Origin of the sequence: Streptomyces sp. JJ36, from assembly GCF_021696945.1 — a bacterium.
Lineage (GTDB): Bacteria > Actinomycetota > Actinomycetes > Streptomycetales > Streptomycetaceae > Streptomyces.
The window spans coordinates 13,312-38,192 of sequence record NZ_JACYHE010000060.1 but is presented as its reverse complement, the minus strand read 5'-3'; the positions used below and the strand labels follow the sequence as shown (position 1 = coordinate 38,192).

17 protein-coding genes are annotated in these 24,881 nt (G+C 72.8%); 1 reads left to right on the top strand and 16 read right to left on the bottom strand.

The window, feature by feature from the left end:
- Positions 1–419 precede the first annotated feature (419 nt).
- The 11 genes from HOY81_RS20185 to HOY81_RS20135 form a co-directional block, all read right to left on the bottom strand.
- Positions 420–1,193: a TIGR03936 family radical SAM-associated protein gene (locus HOY81_RS20185; protein ID WP_237321879.1), complete on the bottom strand. Its 774-nt coding sequence runs from the start codon at positions 1,191–1,193 to the stop codon at positions 420–422.
- A gap of 313 nt (positions 1,194–1,506) precedes the next feature.
- Entirely contained in the window at positions 1,507–3,432 is a 1,926-nt protein-coding gene (locus HOY81_RS20180; RefSeq protein ID WP_237321878.1) for a TIGR03960 family B12-binding radical SAM protein, read from the bottom strand.
- A gap of 51 nt (positions 3,433–3,483) precedes the next feature.
- Complete coding sequence (locus tag HOY81_RS20175) at positions 3,484–5,139, bottom strand: CYTH and CHAD domain-containing protein (protein ID WP_237321877.1); 1,656 nt, start codon at positions 5,137–5,139, stop codon at positions 3,484–3,486.
- Positions 5,140–5,228: 89 nt separating this feature from the next.
- Positions 5,229–6,428 carry a rod shape-determining protein RodA gene (gene rodA, locus HOY81_RS20170; protein WP_237321876.1) on the bottom strand — a complete coding sequence of 400 codons (1,200 nt, stop codon included), beginning with the start codon at positions 6,426–6,428 and terminating at the stop codon, positions 5,229–5,231.
- A complete protein-coding gene (gene mrdA / locus HOY81_RS20165) occupies positions 6,425–8,596 on the bottom strand; it encodes a penicillin-binding protein 2 (protein ID WP_237321875.1) in 2,172 nt (723 codons plus the stop codon). The genes rodA and mrdA overlap by 4 nt, the downstream gene beginning before the upstream one ends.
- A gap of 289 nt (positions 8,597–8,885) precedes the next feature.
- Complete coding sequence (mreD, locus tag HOY81_RS20160) at positions 8,886–9,599, bottom strand: rod shape-determining protein MreD (RefSeq protein ID WP_237321874.1); 714 nt, start codon at positions 9,597–9,599, stop codon at positions 8,886–8,888.
- Positions 9,599–10,642, bottom strand: a complete 1,044-nt coding sequence (mreC, locus tag HOY81_RS20155; protein WP_237321873.1) for a rod shape-determining protein MreC — start codon at positions 10,640–10,642, stop codon at positions 9,599–9,601. Before mreC ends, mreD begins: the two co-directional genes overlap by 1 nt.
- Positions 10,643–10,742: 100 nt before the next feature.
- On the bottom strand, positions 10,743–11,762 hold the full coding sequence (locus HOY81_RS20150; RefSeq protein WP_237321880.1) for a rod shape-determining protein: 1,020 nt from the start codon (positions 11,760–11,762) through the stop codon (positions 10,743–10,745).
- A gap of 306 nt (positions 11,763–12,068) precedes the next feature.
- Positions 12,069–12,482, bottom strand: coding sequence for a nucleoside-diphosphate kinase (ndk, locus tag HOY81_RS20145; protein ID WP_237321872.1), 414 nt, complete (start codon positions 12,480–12,482; stop codon positions 12,069–12,071).
- A gap of 103 nt (positions 12,483–12,585) precedes the next feature.
- Positions 12,586–12,930: a DUF4233 domain-containing protein gene (locus tag HOY81_RS20140; protein WP_237321871.1), complete on the bottom strand. Its 345-nt coding sequence runs from the start codon at positions 12,928–12,930 to the stop codon at positions 12,586–12,588.
- Positions 12,930–14,456, bottom strand: coding sequence for a folylpolyglutamate synthase/dihydrofolate synthase family protein (locus HOY81_RS20135; protein WP_237321870.1), 1,527 nt, complete (start codon positions 14,454–14,456; stop codon positions 12,930–12,932). The genes HOY81_RS20140 and HOY81_RS20135 overlap by 1 nt, the downstream gene beginning before the upstream one ends.
- 271 nt (positions 14,457–14,727) lie before the next feature.
- Here HOY81_RS20135 and HOY81_RS20130 point away from each other — a divergent pair, with 271 nt between their 5' ends.
- A complete protein-coding gene (locus HOY81_RS20130; protein WP_237321869.1) occupies positions 14,728–15,582 on the top strand; it encodes an FkbM family methyltransferase in 855 nt (284 codons plus the stop codon).
- A gap of 59 nt (positions 15,583–15,641) precedes the next feature.
- Here HOY81_RS20130 and HOY81_RS20125 read toward each other — a convergent pair whose 3' ends face one another.
- The 5 genes from HOY81_RS20125 to HOY81_RS20105 form a co-directional block, all read right to left on the bottom strand.
- Entirely contained in the window at positions 15,642–16,814 is a 1,173-nt protein-coding gene (locus tag HOY81_RS20125; protein ID WP_237321868.1) for a cytochrome P450, read from the bottom strand.
- Positions 16,815–16,895: 81 nt separating this feature from the next.
- Complete coding sequence (locus HOY81_RS20120) at positions 16,896–20,369, bottom strand: amino acid adenylation domain-containing protein (RefSeq protein WP_237321867.1); 3,474 nt, start codon at positions 20,367–20,369, stop codon at positions 16,896–16,898.
- A gap of 81 nt (positions 20,370–20,450) precedes the next feature.
- Positions 20,451–21,275 (bottom strand): thioesterase II family protein, encoded by an 825-nt coding sequence (locus tag HOY81_RS20115; RefSeq protein ID WP_237321866.1) that lies wholly within the window; start codon positions 21,273–21,275, stop codon positions 20,451–20,453.
- Complete coding sequence (locus tag HOY81_RS20110; protein ID WP_237321865.1) at positions 21,272–21,505, bottom strand: MbtH family NRPS accessory protein; 234 nt, start codon at positions 21,503–21,505, stop codon at positions 21,272–21,274. The genes HOY81_RS20115 and HOY81_RS20110 overlap by 4 nt, the downstream gene beginning before the upstream one ends.
- Positions 21,506–21,644: 139 nt before the next feature.
- Positions 21,645–24,869 carry an amino acid adenylation domain-containing protein gene (locus tag HOY81_RS20105; RefSeq protein ID WP_237321864.1) on the bottom strand — a complete coding sequence of 1,075 codons (3,225 nt, stop codon included), beginning with the start codon at positions 24,867–24,869 and terminating at the stop codon, positions 21,645–21,647.
- Positions 24,870–24,881: the final 12 nt, after the last annotated feature.

Below are 24,881 nucleotides of genomic sequence, written 5' to 3'. Positions count from 1 at the left end.
GCGGCCAGCCGCAGGAAGGACAGGCAGCGCCGGCCGCCGGCGGCCCGGCGGGGCGGGACGCCGCGCGCCGGCGCGGCGGCAGGGTGTCGCTGGGACTGCTGCCCTCCGCGCCCCGGTCACGGGTCGGGGAGGTGTTCTCGATGCTCTCCGCGCCTGCGGAGTCTGTCGGCTCGAGCATTGCGGGCGGTTCTCCCGTCACGCTCCCGGGCGCCGCGTCGTGGTCCGGTCGCGGCCCGCCTGTGGGGCGAGGGCCGCGCCCCGGGGCGCGGGCGCCGCACGGGAGCTGTTGTGTCGCTCGCCGGTTCCGTCCCTTCGGGCTCGGCTACGGCGAAAGTCTTGTGGTCGGTGCGCTCGCCTGCCGGAGGCTGCCCGGGTGGCTCCCTGGGCGCGTGCAGCGGCGGCGGCGCGCGACGGCGGTCCTATGCGGTGACCGCCCCTGTCCTCTCCGGGGCGGTCCCGCCCGGCGCCGTCGCGACGGCGGATGCGTCGCGGTCGGGCGCGAGCGGGTCGGTCACCGTGCCGGTCTCCTCATCGAGCGGCCCCTGCGCCAGCCTGGTCACCGCTGCGGGGACCGGCGGCGCCAGGCCGGCCGCAGCGCGGAGGCCGGACAGGACGTCGTCGGGTCGTACGGCAGGTGTCAGGTGCCGCACTACCAGGCGCAGTATCGCACACGGTCGCCCGGCGGGCCCATCGTGCTCGCCGGGAACGGCCTCCAGCACGGCCACCGCGGCCCGTGCGTCGAAGGTCCGCAGCCCCTTCTTCGTCTGCCGGGAGACCTCGACGGACTCCGCGGCGAGGAAGGCGGCGGCGGCCTCGTGGGCGGCCTCCGTGGAGACGCCCTCCAGCCGCAGCTCCCACTCGGAGGCGCGGAGCCGGTCGGCGAAGTCGGTGGTGCGGGCCTCGACGGCGTCGGTGAGGTCGAGCCCGTCCGGCATGCACGCGTCCAGTCCGGCGCGCAGCGTCTCCGGGTCGCTCTGCTCGGTCAGGGCGATCTCCAGGTACTCGGCCTCGCTGCCGGTGCCGGTGGGCGCCGCGTTCGCGTAGGAGACCTTCGGGTGCGGAGTGAAGCCGGCCGAGTACGCCATGGGCACCTCGGCCCGGCGCAGGGCCCGCTCGAAGGCGCGCTGGAAGTCGCGGTGGCTGGTGAACCGGAGGCGGCCGCGTTTGGTGTAGCGCAGACGGATGCGCTGCACCGCGGGTGTCGGCGGCGGGCCTTCTGGCTGTCGCTTGCCCAGTGGTTCTCTCCTCGGTGCACGGCGGCACGCGTGGGGAGCGGGCCGCCCTGGGTGTACGGGTGGCAAAGGTGGCGGAATGCCGCACTCCGGCGTTGTGCGTTTGTGCGGTGATCCTCCTGCCAGGGTACGCGCCCCCGCCGCGGCCGGTCGCGGTGCCGTACCTCTCCTCGCTCCGCACCCCTCCCGCGCCCGGCCCGTGCCCCCGCCGGACCGGGCGTGTCGGACCGGGCCCCGGCGGGCACGGGGGCCGCGCCGGGGCGGGTCGTCCCGGCTACTTGACGACCGTGAGGGGCAGCAGCTTCTTGCCCGTGGGGCCGATCTGGATCTCGGTGTCCATCTGGGGGCAGACCCCGCAGTCGAAGCAGGGGTCCCACCGGCAGTCGGGTACCTCGGTCTCGTCGAGGGCGTCCTGCCAGTCCTCCCAGAGCCAGTCCTTGTCCAGGCCGGAGTCGAGGTGGTCCCAGGGCAGGACCTCCTCGTAGCCGCGCTCGCGGGTGGTGTACCAGTCGACGTCCACGCCGTGCGCCGGCAGCGTCGCGGCCGCGCTCTCCATCCACAGGTCGTAGCTGAAGTACTCGCGCCAGCCGTCGAAGCGGCCGCCGCGCTCGTAGACCTCGCGGATCACCGCGCCCACCCGGCGGTCGCCACGGGAGAGCAGTCCCTCGACGATGCCCGGCTTGCCGTCGTGGTAGCGGAAGCCGATGGAGCGGCCGTACTTCTTGTCGCCGCGGATCCTGTCCCGCAGCTTGCCCAGCCGGGCGTCGGTCTCCGCGGCGGAGAGCTGCGGCGCCCACTGGAACGGGGTGTGCGGCTTCGGCACGAAACCGCCGATGGAGACGGTGCACCGGATGTCGTTGGACTGCGCGACCTCACGCCCCTTGGCGATGACGTTGACCGCCATGTCGGCGATCTGCAGCACGTCCTCGTCGGTCTCCGTGGGCAGACCGCACATGAAGTAGAGCTTCACCTGCCGCCAGCCGTTGCCGTAGGCGGTGGCGACGGTGCGGATCAGGTCCTCCTCGGACACCATCTTGTTGATGACCTTGCGGATCCGCTCACTGCCGCCCTCGGGGGCGAAGGTGAGGCCGGAGCGCCGGCCGTTGCGGGTCAGCTCGTTGGCGAGGTCGATGTTGAAGGCGTCGACCCGGGTGGAGGGCAGCGAGAGGCCGACCTTGTCCTCCTCGTAGCGGTCGGCGAGGCCCTTGGCGATGTCGCCGATCTCGCTGTGGTCCGCCGAGGAGAGCGACAGCAGGCCGACCTCCTCGAAGCCGGTGTTCTTCAGGCCCTTGTCGACCATGTCGCCGATGCCGGTGATGGATCGCTCGCGCACCGGCCGTGTGATCATGCCGGCCTGGCAGAAGCGGCAGCCGCGGGTGCAGCCGCGGAAGATCTCCACGGACATCCGCTCGTGCACCGTCTCGGCCAGCGGCACCAGCGGCTGCTTGGGGTAGGGCCACTCGTCGAGGTCCATGACGGTGTGCTTGGAGACGCGCCACGGCACGCCCGAGCGGTTCGGCACCACCCGGGAGATGCGCCCGTCGGGCAGGTACTCCACGTCGTAGAACTTCGGCACGTAGACGGACCCGGTGCGGGAGAGCCGGAAGAGCAGTTCGTCGCGGCCGCCGGGGCGGCCCTCGTCCTTCCAGGCCCGGATCAGGCGGGTGATCTCCAGCACCGCCTGCTCGCCGTCCCCCACGACGGCGCAGTCCAGGTAGTCGGCGATGGGCTCCGGGTTGAAGGCGGCGTGGCCGCCGGCCATCACCAGCGGGTGCTCCTCCGTCCGGTCGGCGGCCTCCAGCGGGATGCCGGAGAGCTCCAGCGCGGTGAGGAGGTTGGTGTAGCCGAGCTCGGTGGCGAAGGAGACGCCGAGCACGTCGAAGGCGCCGACCGGGCGGTGCGCGTCCACGGTGAACTGCGGCACGTCGTGCTCGCGCATCAGCTTCTCGAGGTCCGGCCAGACGCTGTAGGTGCGTTCGGCCAGCACGCCCTCCTGCTCGTTGAGTACCTCGTAGAGGATCATGACGCCCTGGTTGGGCAGGCCGACCTCGTACGCGTCCGGGTACATCAGCGCCCAGCGGACGTCGGTGTCGTCCCACTCCTTGACGGTGGAGTTCAGCTCGCCGCCGACGTACTGGATCGGCTTCTGGACGTGCGGGAGGAGGGCCTCCAGGCGCGGGAAGACCGACTCGACAGGCATGGGTGGGTTCCTCGGATCAGGGTGCGACGTACACGGAGGTGACCATCCAGCCTAACGCGCCCGGCGCCCGTCCCCCGTCCGGGCGGCGGCCGGCCCCGGGAGCCCGGCGTCCCGGAGCGCCGCGGCGGTCTCCCGCCACAGGCCGGGCAGCTCCCGTTCGCGGGCCGCGGCCCGGTCGCTCTCCCGCTGGTACAGCACCCCGTAGGTGAAGGAGTGCTCACCCGCGTCGTGCGCCTGCCGGGCGATCTCCCGCAGCGCCTCCCGGGCGACGACGCTGTCCTGGTGGTCGCCCAGGTGCTCCTGGACCGTGGTCAGCCGCCGCCGGTACTCCTTCGCAGGCTTGCCGAGGGCGGGGCGTGCCGCCTCGGCCGCGTAGCGGGCGCGTTTGGCGGCCTTGCGGGCGTCGTGCAGCGCGAGGTCGCGGTCCGGGCCGGGCGGCAGGTCGAGGGCGCGGCCGAGGCGGGAGGCGAGCCGGCCGGTGTCCCGGTGCACGGTCGCCGCCAGCGCCTCACGCGCCGGGCCGGCGGCGGCCCGGCGCAGCGGCGGGTCGGCGAGGAGGGCGTCCAGCCGGTCCAGCAGGGCGAGGTAGCGCTTCCCGTCGAGGACGCCGAGCAGCCGCCGCCGGGAGCCGGAGCGGCGGGCGTGGGCGAAGGTGCGCAGCCGTCCGCGCACCGGGCCGTGGAGCAGCGGGCGGGGCAGCTCCGCGACGGCGTCGGCGAGCCGCGCGGTGAGCACCTCGCGGTCGCGGTCGTACCCGAGCTCGCCGGCCAGCCAGCGCAGCTCCTCGCCGAGCGGGTCGGTGACCCGGCGGTCCAGCACCGTGCCGTACGAGCGGAAGCAGCTCCGCAGCCGCCGGGTGGCGACGCGCATCCGGTGCACCGCGTCCGGCAGGTCGCGCCGGACGGCCGGATCCAGCTCGACCAGCGCCGTGACCTGTTCCCGCACATAGCGGAGCACGGTGTCACCGGCGGAGCCGCCGGCAGGCACGGTTTCCGTACGGGGGGTACGGGCGGTGGGGACGCCGGGTGGCCGGGTGCCGGCGGGTGCCGTACGGGCGAGGGCGCGCTCCAGCTTGGAGGCCGATGACGAGCGGCGCAGGCCCGCCCCGCGGAGCCGCTTCTCCACGCGGTCCAGCAGCTTGGCGCCGCCCGCGTCCCCGAGTTCCACCTCGATCTCCGTCCAGGCGGTGGTACGGCCCGGGCCGGACACGCCGTCCGGTGCGCCGTCGTCGTCTCCGCGGCCGCCGGGTCCGTCGCCGCCCGCGGTGCGCTCGGCGTGCACGGCGTCGACGGCGACCTCGGCCAGCAGGGCCCCGGAGTCCTCCTCCAGCCGCCACACATGGCGGTCCGAGCGGAGCCGGATCACCGGGGCGAGGGGTACGCCACGGGTGCGGGAGCGCACCAGGGAGGTCAGGGCGCGGGGCGGGGCGTTGCTGAGCGGGGCGCGGATCTCCTCGCGTACGCCGGGCTCGACGGGGAGCTTGAGGTGCCAGCCCTCGTCCGGGCCGCCGGTGCGGCGGCGCAGGGTGAGGCCGTCCGCGGCGAGCCGCCCGTCCGCGGTGTCGTAGTAGGTCGCGTCCAGCCGGACGGTGCCGCGGTCGACCACGGAGCGCACGCCCTTGACGTCCAGGGCGGGCAGCAGTGCGGCCGGGTCGTCCCCGTCCGCGACTTCGTACTTGCGCTCGACTTCCCGCACCACGTCCGCCATGAAAGGACCGTAATGTCGGGAACCGGTGCCCGCAATGCCCCCGGCGGACCCCCGCCGGCGCACCGTGGGGGCCCGCGCGGGGCGCCGGTTCAGGCGGAGACGGGCCGCTGCACCTTGATCGACTGCAGCAGCCCTATGGCGATCCACACCGCGAACATCGAGGTGCCGCCGTAGGAGACGAACGGCAGCGGGAGCCCGGCGACCGGCATGATGCCGAGCGTCATGCCGATGTTCTCGAAGGTCTGGAAGGCGAACCACGCGATCACACCGGCGGCGACGACGGTGCCGTACAGCTCGGTGGTGTCCCGGGCGATCCGGCAGGCGCGCCAGAGCACCACGCCCATCAGCGCGATGATCGCCCCGCCGCCGAGGAAGCCCAGCTCCTCGCCGGCGACGGTGAAGATGAAGTCGGTCTGCTGCTCGGGAACGAACTGGCCGGTGGTCTGGGTGCCCTCGAAGAGCCCCTTGCCGAAGAGGCCGCCGGAGCCGATGGCGATGCGTGCCTGGTTGGTGTTGTAGCCGGCGCCGGCGGGGTCGAGGGCGGGGTTGGCGAAGGCCGCGAAACGGTTGATCTGGTACTCGTCCAGCAGGCCCATCATCCAGACCAGCACGGCTCCGCCCGCGCCCGTCAGCACCAGCCCGATGACCCACCGGTTGGAGGCGCCGGAGGCCAGCAGCACGCCCAGCACGATGACGACCAGCACCATCGCGGAGCCCAGGTCCGGCATCAGCATGATCACCGCGATGGGCGCGGCGGCCATGCCCAGCGCCTGGAGCACCGTGCGGTGATCCGGGTGCTTGCGGTCGCCGGCGTCCACCCGCGCGGCGAGCAGCATCGCCATACCGAGGATGACGGAGATCTTGATGAACTCGGCAGGCTGCAGGGAGAGCCCGCCGCCGAAGTCCAGCCAGGCCCGCTGCCCGTTGATGGTGGCCCCCAGCGGGGTGAGCACGAGCAGCGCGAGCACCACCGTGAGGCCGTAGAGCACGGGCACCGCGCCGCGCAGCCGCCGGTGGCCCAGCCAGACCGTGGCGGCCATCAGCAGCAGTCCGATGAGGAAGCTGATGAGGTGCCGCCAGAGGAAGTGCTGGGGGTCGCCCTGGTTGATGTCGGTGCGGTTGCGGGTGGCTGACCAGACGAGCAACGAGCCGAAGCAGGAGAGTGCGACCCCCGCCAGCAGCATCGGCCAGTCCATCCGCCACAGCACCGAATCGCGGGCCATCAGGCGCTGCCATGCCGTGCGGCGCTGGGGGCCGTACCCGCCGAGGGGGTAGGAGTGGGTGCTCACTCGGCTCCCCCGTCGCCGCTCTCGCCGGACTCGGCTTCCTCGTCCTGCCGGGCGAGCCACTTCTCGAACGCCTTGTCCTGCTCGGCGACGATCTGCCCGTTGGCGTTGATCTTGGGCAGGCTCTTGTCCGGCTCGGGCAGCAGCGCCTTCTTCTTGTGGATGGTGCCGTCGTCGTCCACGCCGTAGAGCGCGTCGTAGATGTTGCGCACGGCGGGACCCGAGGCGCCGGAACCCGTACCGCCCTGGGAGATCGTCATCACGATGGTGTACTCGTCGGTGTAGGTCGCGAACCACGACGTGGTCTGCTTGCCGTGCACCTCGGCGGTACCGGTCTTGGCGTGCATGGGGATCTTCTCCTGCGGCCACCCGGTGTCCGCGAACCGCCAGGCGGCGGTACCGCGGGTGGCGACGCCCGCGAGCGCCTGGTCCATCTGGCGCAGGGTCTTCCTGCTCACCGGCAGCTTGCCGTGCGCCTCCGGCTCGATCTCCTTGACGCCGCTGCCGTCGGGGCTGACGACGGCCTTGCCGATGGTGGGGTCGTACATGGTGCCGCCGTTGCTGATGGCGCTGTAGATCACTGCCATCTGGATCGGGGTGACGAGGGTGTCGCCCTGGCCGATGGAGTAGTTGACGCTGTCACCGGCGCGCATCTTCATGCCGGAGACGCAGTTCTCCTTGGCGATCTTCTCGGCGTAGGTCTCGGCGTCCTTGACCTTGCACCACTGGTCCTTGTTGGCCTTCCAGTAGTCCTTCTTCCACTGGCGGTCGGGGACCCGCCCCTCGACCTCGTTGGGCAGGTCGATGCCGGTCTCCTCGCCCAGGCCGAACTGGTGGGCGGTCTTGTAGAACCAGTCGTCCGGGTTCTTGACCGGGTCCATGCCGCCGTCCTTCTTCCACTCCTGATGGGCGAGGCGGTAGAAGACGGTGTCACAGGAGACCTCCAGCGCCCTGCCGAGGTCGATCATGCCGAAGCTCTGCGACTCGTAGTTCTTGAAGACCTGGCCGCCGATGTTGTACGAGGACGAGCAGTTGTAGCTGCCGTTGAAGTCGTAACCGGCCTTGACCGCGGCGGCGGTGGAGATCACCTTGAAGATCGAGCCGGGTGCGGCCATGCCCTGGATCGCACGGTTGATCAGCGGGTAGTTGGAGTCCTTGCCGGTGAGCTTGTCGTACTCCTTGGCGGAGATGCCGCCGACCCAGGCGTTGGGGTCGTACTCGGGGTTGGACGCCATGGCGACCACCCGCCCGGTCTTGGACTCCATGACGACGACGGCGCCGGCGTCCGCCTCGTAGTTCCGGCCGGTGTTGTCGTCGAAGTTCTTGCGTGCCTCCTTCATGGCCTTGAGCAGCTCGCGCTCGGCGACCGCCTGCACCCGGGCGTCCAGGCTGGTCACCAGCGAGGAGCCGGCCTCGGCCCGTTCGCTCTCGGCCTGCCCCATCACCCGGCCGAGCTTGTCCACCTCGTAGCGGGTGACGCCGGAGTCGCCGCGCAGCGCCTCGTTGTAGCTCCGCTCCAGGCCGGACCGGCCGATCTGGTCGGCCGGGAGGAACGGGGAGTCGGAGTCCTCGGCCTCCTTGATCTCCTCGTCGGTGACCGGGGAGAGATAACCCAGCACCTGGGAGGTCTGAGCGCCGTAGGGCGCGGGGTAGCGGCGCACCGCGGTGGGTTCCGCCGTGATGCCGGGGAAGTCCTCGGAGCGCTCCCGGATGGTCAGCGCCTGCTGGGTGGTGGCCTCGTCGGTGATCGGGATGGGCTGGTAGGGGGAGCCGTTCCAGCACGGCTTGGGCGTCTCGGCGTTGCACAGCCGCACCCGCTTCCGCACCTCCGCGGCCGGCATGTCGAGCACCTCGGCGACCCGGCCCAGCACGGCCTTGCCCCCGTCGTCCATCCGCATCAGCCGGGAGCGGGAGGCGGAGACCACCAGCCGGGTCTCGTTGTCGGCGAGCGGGACGCCGCGGGCGTCCAGTATCGAGCCGCGCACGGCGGGCTTGACGACCTGCTGGACGTGGTTGCCGGCGGCCTTCTTCTGGTACTCGTCGCCGTTGCGCACCTGGAGGTACCAGAGCCGCCCGCCCAGGGTGAGGAGCAGGGACACCACCAGGATCTGGAGGGCCACGAGCCGGATCGTCACCCGCGTCGTCCGGCCGGTCTCCGGGATGTTGCTCACAGTACCCTCCCGTTGGCTCCGGCCGCGCCGTGCAGCGGCGCGGGCCTCCTCACCGTCCGCGGCCGGTCGGCCGCGCGTCCGTCGCGCAGCGCTCCTCGGTTCGCCCCGCCGCGGCAGCGGCTCATGTCTGGGTCGGCCGCGCGGCGCAGCGGCGCGGGCCTCCTCACCGTCCGCGGCCGGTCGGCCGCGCGTCCGTCGCTCAGCGCTCCTCGGTTCGCTTCTCCGGCCGCGCGGCGCAGCGGCGCGGGCCTCCTCACCGTCCGCGGCCGGTCGGCCGCGCGTCCGTCGCTCACAGGCGCTTGACCCCCTTGATCCGCGTCGCCTTGGTGCGTGGGCCGCGTCCCAGCAGGACGCTGCGCTGGCCGCCGATGCGGGCGGGCTTGCCGTTGCGCCCACTGCGGCCGGTCCGGAACGAGGTCCGCAGTCCCGTCGCCGAGCCCAGCAGGCCGTACGCCCCGTCGCCGCCCTTCGCCGTGCCGGCGGCGGCGTCGGCCAGCGGATCCTGGGCCGTGCGGCGGGCCAGGCTCATCACCAGCGGCACGGTGAACGGGGCGAGCAGCAGGTCGTAGAGGGTGGCCGAGAGCAGCATCCCGGCCAGCCCGACGTGGCGGACCGCGGTGTCCCCGACGAGCGCGCCCACTCCCGCGTAGAGCAGCGTGGAGCCGATCGCGCCGCTGGCCACGACGAGCATCGGCACCGTCGCGGAGCGGTGCTGCCCGGTGTCCGGCTTGGTGAGGCCGGCCGCGTAGCCGACGAGGCAGAGCACCAGGGCGTAGCGCCCGACGGCGTGGTCGGCGGGCGGGGCGACGTCGGCGAGCAGGCCCGCGGCGAAGCCGATCAGGGCACCGCCGGTGTGCCCGTAGACCATGGCCAGGCCGAGCACGGTGAGCAGCAGCAGGTCCGGGACGGCCCCGGGGAGCTGAAGCCTGGCGAGCACGCTGACCTGGACGATCAGGGCGAGCAGGACCAGGAGGGTGGACAGCAGGATCCGGTTGGCGCGCATCACTCAGCTCCTGTGGCTGCCTGGTCGTCGGGCTCGGTGCCGGCTTCCGGCGCGGCGGCGTCGCCGTCCGCCGGGGCCTGCGGGTCGGCGGCCTCCCCGGCCGCCTCCTCCGCGGGCTCCTCGCCGGGCTCGGCTCCGGGCGTGGCCGTGACGGTCACCGTCGGGCGGGGTTCGGGCTTCCTCGGGTCGGGACGGAGCACCTTGTCCCGGGGGTCCTTGCGCGGCTCCTCGACCACCACGCCGACGAGGTCGAGCGTGCTGAAGCTCACGAAGGGGCGGATGCGGAGCGTCCGGGTGAGGTCGCCGGTCTGCCGCTCCACCTCGGTGACCTTGCCGACCGGCACCCCGGGGACGAAGGGCTTGCTGTTGTGCGAGCCGAAGGTGACCAGCCGGTCGCCCTCCTCGACCTTCGCCTTGCCGTTGAGGAGCTGGACCGTCATGGCGTTGCCGCCGCGCCCGGCGGCGAAGCCCAGCTCGCCGGTGCCCTCCAGCCGGGTGCCGACGGTGAAGTCCGGGTCGTTGGCCAGCAGCACCGTGGCGGTGGACCGGCCGACGGTGGTGATCCGGCCGACCAGGCCGTCGCCGTTGAGCACGGTCATGTCGGGACGCAGCCCGTCCCGGCTGCCGGCGTCGATGGTGACCGTCCAGGAGAAGCCCTGGGTGGCGCCGATCGCGATGACCCGGGCGGGCTTGACGCCGTAGCCGCCGGCGCCGGCGACCCGGAGGAGCCCGTCCAGCTCGCGGGCGCGGGCCCGGTTGCGGTCGTCGGAGCCGAGCTCCCGCTTGAGGGCGATGACCTCCTGCTCCAGCTCCTGCATGCGGTCGTGCCGGTCTCCCGAGTCGCGGACGGCCGCGATGGCGTTGCCCACCGGGTCGACCGCCGTCGCCACCCCCTCCTGGACCGGCCCCAGTGCGGTCGCGGCACCCCGCCGCGCCCCGTCGAGCGGGGACTGCTCGCCGCTTCTGAGGTCCACCGTGATCAGTGCGAACGCGATGGCGACCAGCAGAACGAGCAGCAGCCGGCTTTCTCGTGTGTCCCTCACGTGCGGCGGCCGTGCCTTTCTGATGTGAACGTGGGTCGTGCGAAGGGTTGCTGGTGCACGGTGCGGGCGGGCCCGGCGGGCGCTGCCGCCGTACGGCGGGTCATCGTCGGGGCTGGGAGTCCAGGACCTGCTGGAGCGCCTCGAACTCCTCGACGCACTTCCCGGAGCCCAGGGCCACCGAGTCCAGCGGGTCCTCGGCGATGTGGATGGGCATGCCGGTCTCCTGCCGCAGCCGCTCGTCCAGGCCGCGCAGCAGCGCGCCGCCGCCGGTCAGCACGATCCCGCGGTCCATGACGTCCCCGGAGAGCTCCGGCGGGCACTTGTCGAGCGTGGTCTTGACCGCGTCGACGATGGCGTTGACCGGCTCCTCGATGGCCTTGCGCACCTCGGCGGCGGAGATCACCACGGTCTTCGGCAGGCCGCTGACCAGGTCACGACCGCGGATCTCGGTGTGCTCGTCCTTGTCCACGGCGTAGGCGGAGCCGATCGTGATCTTGATGCTCTCGGCGGTGCGCTCGCCGAGCAGCAGGCTGTACTCCTTCTTGATGTGCTGGATGATCGCGTTGTCCAGCTCGTCCCCCGCCACCCGGATGGACTGCGCGGTGACGATGCCGCCCAGCGAGATCACCGCGACCTCGGTGGTGCCGCCGCCGATGTCCACCACCATGTTGCCGGTGGCCTCGTGGACCGGCAGGCCGGAGCCGATCGCGGCGGCCATGGGCTCCTCGATGATGTGCACCTGCCGCGCACCGGCCTGCGTGGACGCCTCGATCACGGCCCGGCGCTCCACACCGGTGATGCCGGACGGCACGCAGATGACGACGCGCGGACGCGCGAGGTACCGCCGCTTGTGGATCTTGAGGATGAAGTAGCGGAGCATGCGCTCCGTGATCTCGAAGTCGGCGATCACGCCGTCCTTCAGGGGACGCACGGCCACGATGTTGCCGGGGGTGCGGCCGATCATCTTCTTCGCCTCGGCTCCGACCGCGAGAATGCCACCGGTGTTGGTGTTGATGGCGACGACGGACGGCTCGTTGAGGACGATCCCGCGACCCCTGACGTACACCAGCGTGTTGGCGGTCCCGAGGTCGACAGCCATATCACGGCCGATGAACGACATGTTGTTCGCCATGAGGATACGTCAGGCCTTCCAACTGGAGCGATGTGGGGTGGAGGACGGCAGGTGTGAGCGATCGCGCCACGCATACGGGGCCGCGGAGGTTCCATCGTAGACGCGGCCACGTGGACACGGAGCGAAGGTTCCTCCGCCATTGTCGGCGGAACACCGGTCGTCCCCCGTAATGGTGACGTCGTGTCCGAGTGAAGCGTTCCCCCGGACAGCCGTGCATATACCAGAGAACGACCTCGTCATGGGTCGCCCCAGGTCACAGGGCGCGGCGGACTGACGCCCCGTCAGGGGTGGATATCAGGAGAAATCCGGGAAAAAGATCTTCAGTTCTCGGGCCGCGGACTCCTCGGAGTCCGAGGCGTGGATCAGATTCTCCCGCACGATCGTGCCGAAATCCCCGCGGATCGATCCCGGCGTGGCGGCGATCGGGTCGGTCGGGCCGGCCAGCGTACGCATCCCCTCGATCACCCGTTCGCCCTCGACCACCATGACCACGGCGGGCCCGGAGGTCATGAACTCCAGCAGCGGCGGGTAGAACGGCTTGTCCACATGCTCCGCGTAGTGCTGCTCCAGCGCGGCGCGGTCGAGATCGCGCAGTTCGAGGGCCCGGATCGTCCATCCCGCCTTGCTCTCGATGCGGCCGATGATCTCACCGATCAGGCCGCGGCGTACGGCGTCGGGCTTGAGCAGGACGAGCGTGCGCTGGCTCATGGTGCGGGCTCCTCGGAAGACAGCGACCGGTCCACGTCGACCGGACGGCAGTGGTCACGCGTGCAGCGGTGGTCAGAGGCTACACGGCCGCCCCCCGCCCCCGTCACGCAGCGTCAGGCTGGGCGGCCGCACGCGCCGCCTTCGCCTCGTCCACCTTCCGGCCGTAGTGCACCGAGGCCCACCAGAGCCCCGCGAAACAGGCGCCGAGGAAGAACATCGTGGGCACCACGAAGCCGCCGGCGATCAGTGCGAGCTGGAGCGCCCAGCCCAGCGGCACCCCGCCGGGCCGGGTCAGCATGCCGCAGAGCACCAGGCACAGGACCATCGCGGTGCCGCTGACCGCCCACACCAGGCCGGTGGAGACGTCGCTGAGCTGCATGGCCACCAGACCCGCGAAGCCGATCACGAAGAACTCCCCGATCAGCGTGCTCGCGCACAGCACCCGCATCAGCGCTTCCCTCCCAGCAACAGCCGTGCCTCGCCGACCGTGATCACGGAGCCCGTGACCAGCACGCCCGCGCCGGCGTACTCGCCCTCCTCCTCGGCGAGGGAGACGGCCTCCTCCACGGCGTCGTCCAGCCGGGGCTCGACCTGCACCCGCTCCTCGCCGAAGACCTCCACCGCCAGCGCCGCCAGTTCGTCCACGTCCATCGCCCGGTGGGTGGAGTTACGGGTGCAGACGATCTCCGCGAAGATCGGTTCGAACGCCTCCAGCAGCCCGCGCACGTCCTTGTCACCGCTCGGCCCGACCACGCCGATCAGCCGGCTGAAGCCGAACGCCTCGGTGACCGCCGCCGCGGTGGCCTGTGCGCCCGCCGGGTTGTGCGCGGCGTCCAGCAGCACCGACGGCGAGGTGCGGACCAGCTCCAGGCGCCCCGGGGTGGAGACCGAGGCGAAGGCCTGCCGGATGGTGTCGATGTCCAGCTCGCGCGCCTGGTCGGTGCCGATGCCGAAGAACGCCTCCACGGCGGCCAGCGCCACCGCGGCGTTGTGCGCCATGTGCGCACCGTGCATCGGCAGGAAGATGTCCGGATACTCGCCGCCCAGGCCGCGCAGGGTCAGCAGTTGCCCGCCGACCGCCACCTCCCGGGAGACCACGCCGAACTCCATGCCCTCCCGGGCCACGGTGGCGTCCACCTCGACGGCCTTCCGCAGCACCACCGAGGCGGCCTCCACCGGCTGCTGGGCCAGCACCACGGTGGAGTCCCGCTTGACGATGCCGGACTTCTCCCGGGCGATCTCCTCCGGGGTCCCGCCGAGCCGGTCGGTGTGGTCCAGCGCTATGGGCGTGATCACGGCGACCTGACCGTCGACGACGTTGGTGGCGTCCCAGGTGCCGCCCATGCCGACCTCGACCACCGCGGCGTCCACGGGCGCGTCGGCGAAGGCCGCGTACGCCATTCCGGTGAGCACCTCGAAGAAGGAGAGCCGGTAGGGCTGCTCCGCGTCGACCATCTCCACGAACGGCTGCACGTCCCGGTAGGTCTCCACGAACCGCTCGGCCGGGAGCGGGGCGCCGTCCACGCTGATCCGCTCGGTGATCGACTGCACGTGCGGGCTGCTGTAGCGCCCGGTGCGCAGGTCGAAGGCACCGAGCAGCACCTCGATCATGCGTGCCGTGCTCGTCTTGCCGTTGGTGCCGGTGACATGGATCGCGGGGTACGCACGCTGCGGCTCCCCCAGCACGTCCATCAGCGCGGCGATCCGGACCCGCGACGGTTCCAGCTTGGTCTCGCCCCAGCGGGTCGCCAGCTCCTGCTCCACCTCGCGCAGCGCCCGGTCCGTCTCCGGGTCCTCCGGGCGCGCCGGCACCACGTCTGCCTGCGGCGGCCCCGTCTGGGTGCGGAGGGTCCTGCTGCCCGCCTCGATCACGGCGAGGTCCGGGTCGCGCCCGGTCTCCTGGCCGACGATCTGCTCGAAGTCGTCGGGTTCCCCGTCGGGGGCCGGCTCGGGTTCCTGGGGCTGGTCGCTCACACCGGCCAGTCTACGGAAAGCCGGACGAGGCCCCCGGCACCCGTGGCCCCGGTCCGCGCCCCCGGGGACGCCCGGCCGGCCTACCGCACGTGCGGGGGCGGCGGTGCCGGCCTTGTCCCGTACCCACCGGCCTCGCTCGACGGCCCCGCGCCCGGCCGGCGTCCCGGTACGCTGTGGATCATCATGGATCCACGGGTCCGGATCCGGTCCGGCGTGTGCTGCCGGGGACAGGCCCCGTGGGCACCGGCTTCCGGTACAGGGGGAGAAGACCGTGAGTGACAGCACGACGACGGCGGGGACGGCACCGGGAGCCGCAGCAGCGCGGCGGACCGGGCGCACAGAGGAGACGGCGGACGCCGGGGGCGCGGGAACGCGGCTGACGCTCGGCGGCCGGAGCGTCCGCTGCACGAGTCCGGCGGAGGCACGACTGCTGTGGAACGAGATGTCCTCGGAGGGGTTCTACCGACGGGCCGCCGCTCGCCTGCGTCCCGGGGACGTGGTCGTCGACGTCGGAGCGAACGTCGGCCTGGCGTCCCTGGCGTTCGCCGAGGCGCAGCCGGAGGCCCGGATCATCGCCCTCGAACCCGTACCGGAGCTGTTCTCCTGCCTGGAGGAGAACCTCGCCGCTCACGTCCGGAACGGCACCGCTGTCCGCGCCGCAGTCTGCGACGCGCCCGGTGTCCGGACGCTCCAGTACTACCCGGAGGCCCCCGGCAACTCCGGCCTCTACGCGGACCGGGAGGCGGACGACGAGGTCACCCGGACCTACCTGCGGAACGGCGGCATGGACGAGGAATCGATCGAGCTGCTGGTGGAGGACCTGCACGAGGGACGTCCCGTGGAGGTCGACGCAGTCACCGTCTCCCAGGTGCTGGACCGCCACGGGATCGCCGAGGTGGCACTGCTGAAGGTGGACGTCGAGCGGGCGGAGCTGGACGTTCTGCGCGGAGTCGGGGACGGCGACTGGTCCCGCATCCGCAACGTCGTCGCCGAGGTGCACGACGACGAAGGGCGGCTGGACGCCGTCCGCGCCCTGCTGCACGACCGCGGATTCGTGTCCCGGGTACGGCAGGACCCGGGGCTGAAGGGCACGCGGCTCTACGAAGTGGACGCCCTGGCCGGGTGAGGGGCCGCACGCCCGGGGGGTGACGGACCGGCGTCCGGCCCGTCACCCCCCGGGCGCCGTCAGCGCCTGCGCACCGCTACCTCCAGGCTGCTGTAGCCCTGGACGAGGTTCGAGCGCATCCCCTGCGGCTCCGACACGAGCCGGACGGAGTCGACCTCCCGGCTCAGCGCATGCAGCAGTTCCCGTAGCTCGATACGGGCGAGGGCACCCCCGAGGCAGTGGTGGGGACCGGTGCCGAACCCGAGATGACGGTTCGGCCTGCGGCCCGGCAGGAAGGCGTGCGGATCCCTGAACTGCCGTCCGTCGCGGTTGGCGGCGGCGAGCCAGGCGACGACGGGGTCGCCCTTGCGGACCGTCCACTCGCCGAGCGAGAAGTCGTCGGTCGCGACCCGGAGCACATGAGCCGCCGGAGACGTCCAGCGGATGACCTCTTCCACCGCCGGGTCCAGGAGACCGGGGTCCCGCCGGAGCTCCTCCAGCACAGCGGGGAAGACGGCAAGGGCGTGGACGGCTCCCGTGATCGCGTGGCGGGTCGTCTCGTTGCCGCCGATGAGCACGTTGTCGCAGTTCAGCACGGCGTCGTCGGCGCTGAGCCGCCCGTCGGCGAGCAGGGTGCTGATCAGGTCGTCGCCTGGATCCCGCTCACGTTCCGCCACCAGATCGTGGAAGTAGCCCAGGATCTCCATGTGGGCCTCGGACGGGGTCATCCTGTCGAAGCGGCTCTCGGCGCCCCCGAACGCATGGTTCGTGAGGTCGATCAGCCGCTCACGGTCGCTGCTGGGCACACCGAGGACCGCGCACACGATCGCCGCCGGCAGCCTGGGGCCGATGTCGTCGGCGACGTCGACGGAGGCGGACGCCGACAGCCGGTCGACGACGTCCCCGACCTCGCGTTCCAGCACGGAGTCGAGTTCCGGGGCGCGCATCCGGGACAGGAACGGGCCGATGAGGCGCCTCAGATGAGAATGGTGCTCCCCGTCGGTGACCACCAGCATGCGGCCGCCGGCGTCGTCGGAGTGCGCGGCGTCGAATCCGATCATCATGCCGTGTTCGGAGGTGAACGGCGCCCGGGGACCGAGCACCGCGCCGCAGTCCCGGTGGGAGAAGAGCGACCAGAACCCTCCCGGGGAGCCTCCGGCCTCGCTCCAGATCCGGGCGTCCGCGTCGGAGTACTCCTGCCACATGGCGAAGCGTTCGTGCGCGAGGTAGAGGTCTGGGTCTGCCAGGTCCATGGTGATCCGTTCTTCTCGGGTGGCGGGCGGACTGCCCCGGGCGGGCCGCGCCACGGCGGCGGGCGTGGCGGGCGGAGGCACTCAACCCGCGCGGGGACGGCGGTTGCGCTTCGCCCGGTCCAGCGCGGCCCGGCGGCGGCCGGCCCACGCCTCCGGTGCGGCGGGGCCCTCCGCCCCGGGGCGCCCGGGCTGCGTCTCCCCCTTCGTCGCGCTGTCCAGGTAGGCGGCGAATGCGGCCACCGTCGGGTGCTGGAACACGGCGACCACCGGGACCTCGTGTCCCACGGTCTCGCGCAGCCGTTCCTGGAGCTTCAGCACGAGGAACGAATGACCCCCCAGGTCGAAGAAGTTGTCGTGGGCACCTACGGAGGGAACGTCCAGGACTTCGCACCAGAGCCGGGCGACACGCTCCTCCACGGGACCGCGCGGCGGGACGGTCTCCTCCACGGCACCGTCGTCCGCAGGCAGCGGGGCGGCGGCCAGTGCCTTGCGGTCGACCTTGCCGTGCACCGTGAGCGGCAGGTCGTCCCGCACGACGAACTGGGCGGGCACCATATAGTGCGGCAGCAGGTCCTTGAGATGGCGGCGGACGTCGGCGGCCACAGGACCGGCTTCCGCCGGTACGAGATGGGCGATGAGCGCCCGCTGCCGTGCCCCGCCGGAGCGGACGGTCACGGCCGCCTCGGAGATCGCCGGGTGGGAACGGAGCGCGGCCTCCACCTCACCCAGTTCGATCCGGAAGCCACGGATCTTGACCTGGTCGTCGATGCGGCCCACGAAGTCCAGTCCGCCTCCGGGCAGCCGGCGCACGACATCCCCGGTCGCATAGAGCCGGGCACCGGCCCTGCCGGAGAACGGGTCGGGCAGGAAACGCTCGGCGGTGTGCCCTGGGCGGTTCAGATAGCCCCTGGACACCTGGGCGCCGCCGATGTGCAGTTCGCCCGGCACGCCGACCGGGACGGGCTGGAGCCGGCTGTCCAGCACGTGGGCCTCCAGATTGGCGATGGGTCCGCCGATGGACGGCAGCCGGGTCTCCGCGTCCGGCGGGCCGGGCTCCACGGCACCGGTGGTGGCGATCACCGTCGTCTCGGCCGGTCCGTAGACGTTGACCATCCGGAACGGAGTGCTCTCGTCCGGGCGCCGCGTCAGCGCCTCGCCCCCCACGAGCAGCGTGCGCAGCCGCGCACGGTCGGTCAGGTCCGCGGCGAGGAGGGCCTCGCCGAGAGGTGTCGGCACCGCGGTGACGGTCACCCCCTCGTCCACCAGCCAGCGGGCCAGCCGGGCGGGGTCGGTCCGCGCCTCCTCGGGAGCGACGTGGATGGCGGCGCCGGAGCACAGCGTCGGCCAGACGTCGCAGAGGGACGCGTCGAAGCCCGGGCTGAACAGCAGCGCCACCCGGTCCTCAGGGCTGAGACCGTACTCGGCGGAGTACCACGCGACGAAGTTCGACAGGTTGCGGTGCTCGACGGCGACGCCCTTGGGCCGCCCGGTCGATCCCGAGGTGTGCAGCACATAGGCGAGACGGGACGGGAGGTCCCCTCCCTCGGGCGTGCGCTGCGGCGCGTGCCCGGGAATCGCCTCGGGTTCCGCGTCCGTTCCGGACTCCCGGTGGGCACCGCACTCCGGCGGGCCCCCGGTACCGGCAGCCGTCAGCGCGTCCTCGACGTACACCAGGGTCGTCCGGCCCATCGGGAAGCGGGTGCGCAGCCGGCGATCGGTGATCAGCAACCGGAGGCCGGCGTCCTCACGGATGGCGGCCAGCCGGTCCGACGGGTACTGGGGGTCCATCGGCACGAAGGCCGCGCCGGACTTGAGGACGGCCAGGCACGCGATGACCTGTTCGGCGGAGCGCTCCAGCCCGATGCCCACCAGTCGCTCCGGACCGGCGCCCAGCTCCCTCAGCCGCCGGGCGAGCGCGTCCGCACAGCGGTCCATCTCGGCGTACGAGTAGGTCCGTCCGGTCGTCACCAGGGCGGGGGCGCCGGGCGCGGCACGTGCACGGCGTGCTACCAGCCGGTGAACCGGTGTGGCCGGAACCTCCAGGGGTGCGCCCGCACTTCCGGCCACCAGCGCGTCCCGTTCCCGCGCGGACATCAGCGGCAGTTCCCCCACCGGGCGCCCGGCGTCGGCAGCGACACCGCGCAGCACGGAGAGGTAGTGGCCGGCGAGGCGCTCCGCGGTGGTCCGGTCGAAGAGTTCCGTGCTGTACTCCAGTTCGCCGCGGAGTCCGGCCTCCGTCTCCAGCAGAGCGAGGCCGAGATCGCACTTGGCGGTGTCACCGGTCATGTCCCGGAAGGTCATGCGCAGCCCGCCCGTGCTGACCTCGTGGAAGGGCGGCACGTTCTGCAGGTTGAAGGAGGCCTGGAACAACGGGTGACGGCTCGGGTCGCGGTCCTCCTCGAGCCTGTCCACCAGCGCCTCGAACGGTGTCTGCTGGCGTTCGTGGGCGTCCAGCACCGTGTCCGCCACGGACGCGAGGAGGTCCTCGAAGGCGGTGGTCCCGCTCACCTCGGTGCGCAGCACCAGGGTGTTGGCGACCAGCCCGGCGAGCCCCTCGACCTCGGGCGTGGTACGGCCTGCGACGGCGCTGCCGACGGCGAAGTCCCGCTGCCCGCTGCAGCGGTGCAGAACGACGGCGTAGGCGGCGAGGAGCACCGTGAAGAGGGTGGTGCCGGTGCGGCCCGCGAGGTCGCGGAGGTGTCCGGTCAGCCCGGCGGGCACCGTGAAGGTGTGCCGCGCCCCGGCCCAGCCCTGCACCGCCGGGCGGGGACGGTCGGTCGGCATGTCCAGGGGCGGCAGCCCGCGGAGCCGGCTGGTCCACCACTCCAGCTCGTCGCGGGCCGGCGCGCCCGCCAGGCGGGCGCGCTCGGCGACGGCGTGATCGCCGTACTGGAGCGGAGGCGGGTCCAGCCGGGGGGTCAGGCCCCCGGCATAGGCCTCGTAGAGCACGGCGAACTCACGGACGAGCAGGCTCAGTGTCCAGCCGTCCGCCACGATGTGGTGGAGGGTGAGGACGAGGCGGTGCTCCCGGGGGGCGAGGGCCAGCAGCTCGGCACGGATCAGGGGGCCGGTCGAGAGGTCCATGGCCGGCTGGGTCTCGGCCGCGGCGGCGGCGCGCAGCCGGGCCGCCCGGTCGCCTTCCGGCAGCCCCGAGAGGTCGACGGGCTCCGGAGCCAGCGGGAAGGGCTCCTGTACGACCTGCACCAGGCTGTCGCCGCGTTCCTCGAACACGGTCCGCAGGACGTCGTGCCGACGCACCAGTTCGGTGAGGGCCCGGCCCAGCGCCGGTACGTCGAGCGGTCCGGTGAGGTCGAAGGCGGCGGGCACGAGGTAGAGCGGTGATCCGGTGCGGTAGCTGTCCAGGAAGTGCAGCCGGCGCTGTGCCGTCGAGGCGGGTGCCGGTCCCGGCGGGGCGGCCGGGCCCGTACAGGGCCCCGCACGCCCGGCCTCCTGCTGCCGACCGGTGGTCCGGGTCCGGGCTCGCAGCCGTTCGGCCAGCAGCGCGCGCCGCTCCGGGGAGAGCCCGGCGATGTGCTGCGCGGGTGGTTCGGTCATGGTTTCTCGCCTTTCCCCCGGGGTGCCGCCGGGCGGCCGCCGGAGCGGCCCCCGGCGGCGGTGTCGTGCTCGCTCACTGCGTCACCGGCCGCTCTGCACGGAGCCGGCCGCCGGCCGGGACCACGCGTCGAGCTCGCAGAGGAGCGCGGTCGCGTGGGACTCGGCGAAGAAGTGGCCGCTGTCGAAGGTGCGGTGGACGAACGGTCCGGCGGCGCACTCGCGCCACGCCTCGATGTCGCCGGCGTCCACCATGGTGTCGCCGGTGCCCGAGAAGGCGAGGACCGGACAGCGGACGGGCTCGGGAGGGAGCGCCGGCCGGTACGAGTCGAGCAGCGTGAGGTCGGCCTCCAGCACCCCCAGGACGATCTCGAGGAGCTCCGGATGGTCGAAGACCTCCGGCCGGGTGCCCTCGTACCGGTGCAGGAGATCCAGCAGGTCCTGCCGCCCGTGGCCGGTGGGCAGCCTGGAAGGCCGTACGGCGTGCCGGTGCGGCGCGGGAGTGGCGCCCGTCGCGAGGAAGAGAGGATCCGGGAGCCCCTGCGCGGCCAGCGCGGTGTACGCCTCGTAGGCGAGGACGCCGCCCATGCTGTGGCCGTACAGCGCCAGCGGGACCTCGTCGGCCGCGAGCGGAGCCAGGATCTCCAGTACGTCGTCCAGCGCGGCGGCGGGGTCGTCGTAGGCGGCCTCGTCCAGGCGGGACTCCCTTCCGGGCAGCCGCAGGGCGAGCATCTCCACGTCCTCGGGGGCCTCGCGCATCCAGGAGGTGTAGGCACCGGCACCGGCACCGGCATGGTGGAAGCACACCAGCCGGTACCGGGGCCGCTCGTGCGCGGGGCGGTGCAGCAGCCGGTTCCGGGGGACCGAGTCCGGAAGCGCCGGGGACCGGCCGGCGGCGGGCCGGCTCATGCCGCACCCGCCCCGGCGCCCTCGTCCTCCATGGCCACACGCAGACTGCGCGGACGCATGTCCGTCCACAGCTCCTCGATGCGGTCGAGGCAGTGCTGCCGCGGGCCGTGGTCGCCCGTGTCCCGCCAGCCGGCGGGGAGTTCGCGGGCGGTGGGCCATATGGAGTACTGCTCCTCGTCGTTGACCACGACGCGGTACTCGGGGAAGGGGTCTCGGTCGGCTGCGGTCATCGTGGCTCCTCTCACCGGCCGCCCGGCGGCGGCCGTACGGGTGGGATGCGGTGCGGCGTTCTCTCGGCTCCGGTCCGGCTTCGGTCCGGCCTCGGTGCACGGCGCCGGGCAGGCCCGGGGCCTGCCCGCCGGGCAGGGCCTAGGCCGGGTTCTCGGTGAGTGCCCGGATCTCTTCGTCGCTCAGGCCTTCCAGTTCTTCGGCCAGCGCCTTCTCGACCAGGAGGGCGATCCCTTCGAGGGTGCGCGCCTTGAGCAGCTCACGGACGGGGACATCCACCTGTGCGGAGCGCTTGATGCGCGACCGGAGCTGGGTCGCCTTGATCGAGTTGCCGCCCGTCTCGAAGAAGTCGTCGGCGACTCCCGGGTCCTCGACGGCGAGGACCTCGGACCAGATCTCCGCGACGAACCCCTCGGCCTCCGTGCGCGGGCGTACCCGGCCCCCCTTCGGAGCCGCGTCCTCCGGTGAGGGCAGCGCGGCACGGTCGAGCTTTCCGGACACCGTCAGCGGCATCCGGTCGAGCGGGAGGACCGCTGCGGGCACCATGTGCGCAGGCAGTCGCTCCTCGAGATGGCGGCGGAGCTCCCCGGTGTCTCCGGCCTCCTGCGACAGGACGGCGTAGGCCACGATGCGGTCGTCCGCACCGTCGCCGTCCCCGTGAGCGGGACCCCTGCGGACCACGGCCGCGCACTCCCGTACGTCCGGGTGGTCCGCCAGCACCGCCTCGATCTCGCCGAGTTCGATGCGGAACCCGCGCAGCTTGACCTGCTGATCGCTGCGGCCGAGGAACTCCAGGGCCCCCTCCGGGTTCCAGCGGGCCAGATCGCCGGTGCGGTACATCCGGGCGCCGGGTGCGCCGAAGGGGTCGGGGAGGAACGCCCCGGCCGTACGGGCGGGCTGCCCGAGGTAGCCCCGCCCCACCCCGGGTCCCGCCAGGAAGAGCTCTCCGGCGGCTCCGACCGGGAGCGGCTGCAGGGCGGTGTCGAGCACGTAGGCCCGGAAGCCGGGTACCGGCGCGCCGATGGCGGGGAGACCGGTGCCGCCGCCGGTGACCTCGTGCGCCGTCGCCCACACGGTGGTCTCGGTGGGACCGTACGCGTTCACCATGGTGCGGCCCGGGGACCAGCGGTCGGCAAGCCGGCGGGGCAGGGGCTCCCCGGCGGCGATGAGGAGCCGCAGGCCGGGGAGGCCGTCGTCGGCCAGGGCCGCCAGCGCGGACGGCGGCATGGTGAGCACCGTGATGCCGGACTCCTCGAGAAGGCGGTGCAGCGCGGGGCCGGGGAGCGACTCCTCCCGGTCCGCGAGGTGCAGTTCCGCTCCGGAGCCGAGCGCAAGCACCGTTTCGAACACGGAGGCGTCAAAACCGGGGGAGGCCCACTGCAGCACACGGTCGTCCGGGGTGAGGCCGAAGAACCGGCGCTGGGCACGGATCAGCTCCACCAGTCCGCGGTGGCTGAGCATGGTGCCCTTCGGCCTACCGGTGGAACCGGAGGTGTAGATGATGTAGGCGAGGTCGCCGGGCCGGGGACGGGCCGCGGCCGGCAGCGGGTCGTCGTCTTCGCCGGCGGGTCCGGAAGCCTCGTCCAGCAGGATGCGGGCCGGGCCCTGCTCGGGCAGCAGGTGGCACAGGTCGCGCCGGGTCAGCACGACGGCGGGCCGGGCGTCCTCCAGCATGAGCGCCAGGCGCTCCTCGGGGTATGCCGGGTCGAGGGGCAGATAGACGCCGCCGGCGCACAGCGTCGCCAGCAGCGCGACCGGCTGGTCCACCCCGCGCTCCAGGCACACGCCGACCGGCACGTCCGGCCCGACGCCCAGGGCGCGCAGCCGGCCGGCCAACCGCCGGGCGCGGGCGGCCGTCTCCGCGTAACCCAGCCGGGTGCCGCCGTGCACCAGGGCGGTGGTCTCCGGGGCCCTGCGGGCCTGTTCGGTGAGGAGCCGGAACGCGTCGTCCGGTTCTCCGTGGCCGTGCTCCGCGGGCGCGGCCACGTTCCCCTCCTGCACCATCCGCCGGGTCTCCTCGGGGGAGAGCAGCGGGATGTCCCGGATCCGTACGCCCGGGTCGGCCGCGACGGTCTCGAGGACGGTGCGAAGCTGCCCGAGAAGGCGTCGCACGGCCCCGGCGTCGTACAGGCCCGGGTCGTATCCGATGCGTACCGACAGCTCGTCACCGGGCACCGCCATGACGGACAGGGGGTAGTTGGTCCGGTAGCGGTACTCCCCGCGCTCGACGCGGAGCCGGCCGTCCCGGCCGCCGAGGGTCTCGATCCGGGGGACGTTCAGAAACGTGGTGATCGTGTCGAACAGCGGGGTGCCGGAGGGCAGTCCGCTCCACTCCTGGACGCGCTGGAGCGGGCTGTGGTGGTGATCGCGGCGTTCGCCCTGAGCCGTCTGCAGCCGCTCGCAGCAGGCGGCGAACGTGTCGGCCGGTCCCAGCCGGGCCCGGACGGGAAGCGTGTTGATGAAGAGACCGGCCGTCTGCTCGATCCCCTCCAGATCCGCCGGGCGGTGCGAGACCGTGGTGCCGAACACCACGTCGTCCTGGCCGCTGTGCCGGGCGAGCAGCAGCGCCCAGGCGCTCTGGAAGACGGAGTTGAGCGTCATGCGGCGCTCCCGGCAGAAGGCTCCGAGGGCCTCGGTGGTCTCAGGGGTCAGGGACATCGCCTCCTCCGGGTTGTCCCGCCGGGCGGGGTCCCCGGTCTCTCCGGCAGCCGGCACGTTCCCGGGCTCCGCGGGGGCGCCGGGCAGCGGGGTGGGGTCCGTGAACCCGTCGAGCACCTCGCGCCAGTAGCTCTCCGCGTGCGTCAGCTGCTGCCGGTGGAGCCAGGCCACATAGTCGCGGTACGGCACGGCCGGCTCGCGGAGGGCGGCCTTCTCCCCGAGGTAGTCGGTGAAGGCCTCGTCCAGCACCATCAGTGCGGACCAGGCGTCGAACAGCAGGTGGTGGTAGCGGAACACGAAGGTGTAGCGGTCTTCGGCGTGCCGGACCAGGCTCAGCCGGAACAGCGGCGGCTGTTCCAGGTCGAAGCCCCGAAGCCGGTCGTCGGCGAGGAAGGCGTGCAGTGCTGCTTCCTGGTCCGCCTCGGGACGGTCGCGCCAGTCGTGCTGTTCCAGTGGCAGTCCGGCAACGGGGTGCACGACCTGGACCAGTTCCTCGAGGTCCTCCCAGAAAAAGGAGGTCCGGAGCATCTCGTGCCGCTCCACGGCCTGGCGCCAGACGCGTGCGAAACGGTCCTGATCGAGGTCCCCGCGCAGCGTGTGGACGACCTGGTCGACGTAGAACGCCGCCTCGGGTTCGACCAGGCTGTGGTACAGCAGGCCTTGCTGCAGAAAGGACAGGCGGTACGCACCGGTGTTCTGGTCCGTCATGGGGTCGGGTCT

Bases quoted from the DNA above. Each gene is read 5' to 3' on its own strand.
- mreD (WP_237321874.1), bottom strand. From the start codon at position 9,599: ATGCGCGCCAACCGGATCCTGCTGTCCACCCTCCTGGTCCTGCTCGCC.
- HOY81_RS20115 (WP_237321866.1), bottom strand. From the start codon at position 21,275: ATGAGCCGGCCCGCCGCCGGCCGGTCCCCGGCGCTTCCGGACTCGGTC.
- HOY81_RS20105 (WP_237321864.1), bottom strand. From the start codon at position 24,869: ATGACGGACCAGAACACCGGTGCGTACCGCCTGTCCTTTCTGCAGCAA.
- HOY81_RS20180 (WP_237321878.1), bottom strand. From the start codon at position 3,432: ATGCCTGTCGAGTCGGTCTTCCCGCGCCTGGAGGCCCTCCTCCCGCAC.
- HOY81_RS20175 (WP_237321877.1), bottom strand. From the start codon at position 5,139: ATGGCGGACGTGGTGCGGGAAGTCGAGCGCAAGTACGAAGTCGCGGAC.
- HOY81_RS20125 (WP_237321868.1), bottom strand. From the start codon at position 16,814: ATGGACCTGGCAGACCCAGACCTCTACCTCGCGCACGAACGCTTCGCC.
- HOY81_RS20150 (WP_237321880.1), bottom strand. From the start codon at position 11,762: ATGTCGTTCATCGGCCGTGATATGGCTGTCGACCTCGGGACCGCCAAC.
- HOY81_RS20140 (WP_237321871.1), bottom strand. From the start codon at position 12,930: ATGCGGGTGCTGTGCGCGAGCACGCTGATCGGGGAGTTCTTCGTGATC.
- ndk (WP_237321872.1), bottom strand. From the start codon at position 12,482: ATGAGCCAGCGCACGCTCGTCCTGCTCAAGCCCGACGCCGTACGCCGC.
- HOY81_RS20120 (WP_237321867.1), bottom strand. From the start codon at position 20,369: ATGACCGAACCACCCGCGCAGCACATCGCCGGGCTCTCCCCGGAGCGG.
- HOY81_RS20110 (WP_237321865.1), bottom strand. From the start codon at position 21,505: ATGACCGCAGCCGACCGAGACCCCTTCCCCGAGTACCGCGTCGTGGTC.